The organism is Aliiglaciecola lipolytica E3 (assembly GCF_000314975.1).
GTDB lineage: Bacteria > Pseudomonadota > Gammaproteobacteria > Enterobacterales > Alteromonadaceae > Aliiglaciecola > Aliiglaciecola lipolytica.
On sequence record NZ_BAEN01000013.1, the window covers coordinates 1 to 3970 of the forward strand.

Here is a 3970-nt window from a genome sequence, read left to right on the forward strand (position 1 = left end):
ATTACAGGAAGTGCCTGAGGACATCCCTCGCTATCCGTTCTTGTAGGTTGCGAATTATCCCTACAAAACCCTTGCGCTGAAGTCTAAAACTACAATGATGAATGGTAACATCATTGATATGCAAATTAACGCTATACAGGATAATTTTAATGCCGTTATAATTACCGTATAGACGCTTCCTCAAAAGGATTTTAGGATTTTACTCGAAACCTGTTACATTCTAATAGCTTTACAATATTAAATACTGAGTTAGTGGGCTGTTTAATAACTAAGTGTAAAGTAAGTATTGCCATTGTATTGAGGTAAAGTTTGATAACGCTGCTTTTAGTCGATGATCACGAATTAGTACGAACCGGTATCCGGCGAATTCTTGAAGATATTTCTGATTTCAAGGTGGTAGGTGAAGTAAACAATGGCGAAGAGGCCATAAAATTCTGCCGTAATTCACCGCCAGATATTGTGCTTATGGATATGAATATGCCTGGAATTGGTGGCTTAGAAGCAACTAAACAAATTATTCATTTCTGCCAAGACGCCAAGGTTGTTGTGGTGTCAGTGCATACCGAAAATCCCATACCTGCTAGAGTTATGCAATTAGGTGCTTACGGTTACTTAACAAAAGGTACCGATCCCAACGAAATGGTAATTGCGATTCGTAAAGTGGCATCAGGACAAAGGTATATTGCCCCGGAAATTGCCCAGCAGATCGCGATTGGTCAATTAAATTTAAATGAAGTAAATCCGTTTGAGCAGTTATCTCGTCGAGAGCTAGAAATTACAATTATGCTTACCAAAGGTAATCGTGTTCCCGACATTGCTAACAAGTTGAATATTAGTGCCAAAACCGTTAATACTTATCGCTATAGAATGTTCGATAAATTGAAAGTGGGCTCAGATGTAGAACTAACGCATTTAGCTTTGCGCCACAATTTGATTGACAGTAATCAACTTTAATATTTTACATGACCGATAAAGCAAGACCATTCGATCACAAAGGCTTTCTTAAAAACCTAACTTCCAAACCCGGTGTTTACCGGATGTATAATGATAAAAATGAAGTTATCTATGTAGGCAAAGCGAAGAATCTTAAAAATCGGGTTTCAAGCTATTTTCGAAGTAATCTTGATAGTATCAAAACCCAGTCTTTAGTTCGGCAAATCGCTGATATGGACGTAACCGTCGTGAATAGCGAAACGGAAGCGTTCATTCTTGAAAATAATTTTATTAAGAAATATAAACCGCGCTATAACGTGGTTTTGCGCGATGATAAATCCTACCCCTTTATTTTTCTTTCCGAGCATAAACATCCTCGCTTAGCTTTACATCGAGGTACTAAAAAGCAAAAAGGCTTATATTTTGGTCCTTATCCAAGTGCTTGGGCGGTTCGTGAAAGCTTGCGGACTATGCAAAAACTGTTTCCTATTAGGCAGTGTGAAGACAGTTATTATCGGGCTAGAAGTCGACCTTGTTTACAATATCAATTAAAACGCTGTGCGGGCCCTTGTGTAGAAGGTTTAGTAACTGAAGAAGAATATGCAGAGCAGATTTACCTTGCGACTATGTTTTTAAAAGGTAAAAACCAGCAAGTTATTGAAAGCCTCGTGAATAAAATGGAAACAGCTAGTTCAGAACTTAGATTTGAAGCAGCAGGGCGATATCGCGATCAAATTAGTGCATTAAATAAAATTCAAGAGCAACAATGGGTTAGTGGTAATGAGCAAGAAATGGATGTCCTCGGTTTCGTTTATCGAAATGGCATTGCGAGTATTCAAGGCTTGTTTATTCGAGACAATAAATTATTAGGTAGTAAAAGCTTTTTTCCTAAAGTGCCCGCGCAAACAACTGAAATGGAAATATTGCAATCTTTCGTGCTGCAATTCTATTTAGCGGGAAACAAAACCATACCAAAACAAATTGTTATGCCAATGGGGTTGGAGGATGAAGAAGCGATTACTGATCTCTTAAGCGCTGAAGCTGGTTATAAAGTAAAGTTCTATAAAGGTGCCCGAGACGAGAAAAAACGTTATTTACAATTAGCCATTACCAATGCTGAAAATGCGCTGGAAGCAAAACAAAACCAGCAAAAATCCGTTTTTGCTCGTTATTTAGAACTCGAAAAAGTGCTAGATTTTGAACAGCCAATTCAACGCATGGAATGTTTCGATATTAGTCATACGTCCGGTCAGCAAACTGTGGCTTCTTGCGTAGTATTTAATCGCGACGGACCATTTAAGACAGATTATCGACGCTACAATATTGAAGGGATAACGCCAGGTGACGATTATGCTGCAATGGCGCAAGCATTAAGTAGACGATATAAAACGCCTACCGATGAATCTAAAATTCCCGATATTGTGTTTATTGACGGTGGGAAAGGGCAGTTAGCTCAAGCGGAAGCACACTTTGAAAATTGGAAAGCCGCTAAAAAGCCATTATTAATTGGTGTCGCCAAAGGCACTAGCAGAAAACCTGGTTTAGAGACGCTTATTCTCGCTGGAAATCATGATACTATACCTTTGTCAGCAGATTCCCCCGCACTGCATTTGATTCAACACATTCGAGATGAATCACATCGGTTTGCTATTACTGGCCATCGTCAGCAGCGGCAAAAAGCCAAGCGTACTTCTGTTTTAGAGTCGGTTCCTGGCATTGGCGCTAAGCGAAGACAGAGCTTATTAAAATACATGGGGGGAATCCATGGTGTATTGAAAGCCAGTCGAGACGAAATATCCCGAGTCCCCGGAATTAGTGAAGAACTTGCTGATATTATATATGAGCATCTGCATTCCTGACGAAGATTTGAAAATTGGAAAATCAAGCAAAGGTTAGATAGAAGTATGTGGACAATTCCAAATATAATTACCATGTTAAGAGTACTACTCATACCCGTATTTGTAGTGGTGTACTTTTTAGACTGGGAATGGGCAAGGCAAGCTGGAGCCTTTATTTTTTGGTTTGCAGCAATTACAGATTGGTTTGATGGCTATTTAGCCCGCAAACTGAAACAATCAACAGCGTTTGGAGCATTTTTAGATCCTGTCGCAGACAAATTAATCGTAGCCGCAGCGCTGTTAATGATTACCCACAGTTACAATACGGTTTGGATTACTATCCCAGCGATATTACTAATGTCGCGAGAAGTGTATATTTCTGCTTTACGAGAATGGATGGGGCAGCAGGGTAAAAGTGATATTGTCGCAGTATCTTTTTTGGGTAAAGCGAAAACAATGGCACAAATGTTAGCGCTGATCGGATTGCTGTCTGAAATGGACTATTTTATGGGTTATCCCATTTATTGGGTTAAACTCGGATACGTATTGTTGTACTTTTCAGCTATTCTTTCGGCGTGGTCGATGGTTTCTTATACCGTTGCTGCATGGAAAAGTCTGACTGAAAAGAAACAAAACAGCTGAAATTAATGTGTGTTTGTTCGAAATTAACGCTTTTAAGTCATTTTTCAAGCAAACAGTTAAAAATCATCATTTTTGTTGTTGACAGTTAGATCTTTGACGGTAGAATGCTGCCACACATTTAGCGAGAGCCAAATGTAATTAACTGAACAGATTTTTGAAAGCAGTTAAATGCGGGAATAGCTCAGTTGGTAGAGCACGACCTTGCCAAGGTCGGGGTCGCGAGTTCGAGTCTCGTTTCCCGCTCCAAATTGGCGGAATGGCAGAATGGCTATGCAGCGGATTGCAAATCCGTGGATCTCGGTTCGACTCCGGGTTCCGCCTCCATAAACGCTTCTCATCCAGTATGAGAAATTGCAATACCCTCTCACAGGTTATGTGAGTTCATCCGATGCCCGGGTGGTGAAATTGGTAGACACAAGGGATTTAAAATCCCTCGTTCGAAAGGACGTGCCGGTTCAAGTCCGGCCCCGGGCACCATTCTCTTTGTTGGTAGTATTCACTAACAAATTAAAAATGAAAAATACAAAGTAGACGTATAGTAGACAGTAGAATTATTT

The 3970-nt window shown here is 39.9% G+C and carries 3 protein-coding genes and 3 tRNA genes; all 6 read left to right on the forward strand.

What is annotated here, in order from left to right:
- Positions 1–309: 309 nt before the first annotated feature.
- The 6 genes from uvrY to GLIP_RS01695 all read left to right on the forward strand — a co-directional run bounded on the left by uvrY (position 310) and on the right by GLIP_RS01695 (position 3890).
- Positions 310–954 carry a UvrY/SirA/GacA family response regulator transcription factor gene (gene uvrY, locus GLIP_RS01670; protein ID WP_008842814.1) on the forward strand — a complete coding sequence of 215 codons (645 nt, stop codon included), beginning with the start codon at positions 310–312 and terminating at the stop codon, positions 952–954.
- 8 nt (positions 955–962) lie between these two features.
- Positions 963–2792: an excinuclease ABC subunit UvrC gene (uvrC, locus tag GLIP_RS01675; RefSeq protein ID WP_008842815.1), complete on the forward strand. Its 1830-nt coding sequence runs from the start codon at positions 963–965 to the stop codon at positions 2790–2792.
- 45 nt (positions 2793–2837) lie between these two features.
- On the forward strand, positions 2838–3413 hold the full coding sequence (pgsA, locus tag GLIP_RS01680) for a CDP-diacylglycerol--glycerol-3-phosphate 3-phosphatidyltransferase (protein ID WP_008842816.1): 576 nt from the start codon (positions 2838–2840) through the stop codon (positions 3411–3413).
- 170 nt (positions 3414–3583) lie between these two features.
- Positions 3584–3659 (forward strand) — tRNA-Gly (locus tag GLIP_RS01685).
- A 4-nt stretch (positions 3660–3663) separates the two neighbouring features.
- A tRNA-Cys gene (locus GLIP_RS01690) sits at positions 3664–3737 on the forward strand.
- 66 nt (positions 3738–3803) lie between these two features.
- A tRNA-Leu gene (locus GLIP_RS01695) sits at positions 3804–3890 on the forward strand.
- Positions 3891–3970: the final 80 nt, after the last annotated feature.

Excerpts from the sequence above, each read along its gene's own strand:
- uvrC (WP_008842815.1), top strand. The coding sequence starts at position 963 with ATGACCGATAAAGCAAGACCATTCGATCACAAAGGCTTTCTTAAAAAC.
- pgsA (WP_008842816.1), top strand. The coding sequence starts at position 2,838 with ATGTGGACAATTCCAAATATAATTACCATGTTAAGAGTACTACTCATA.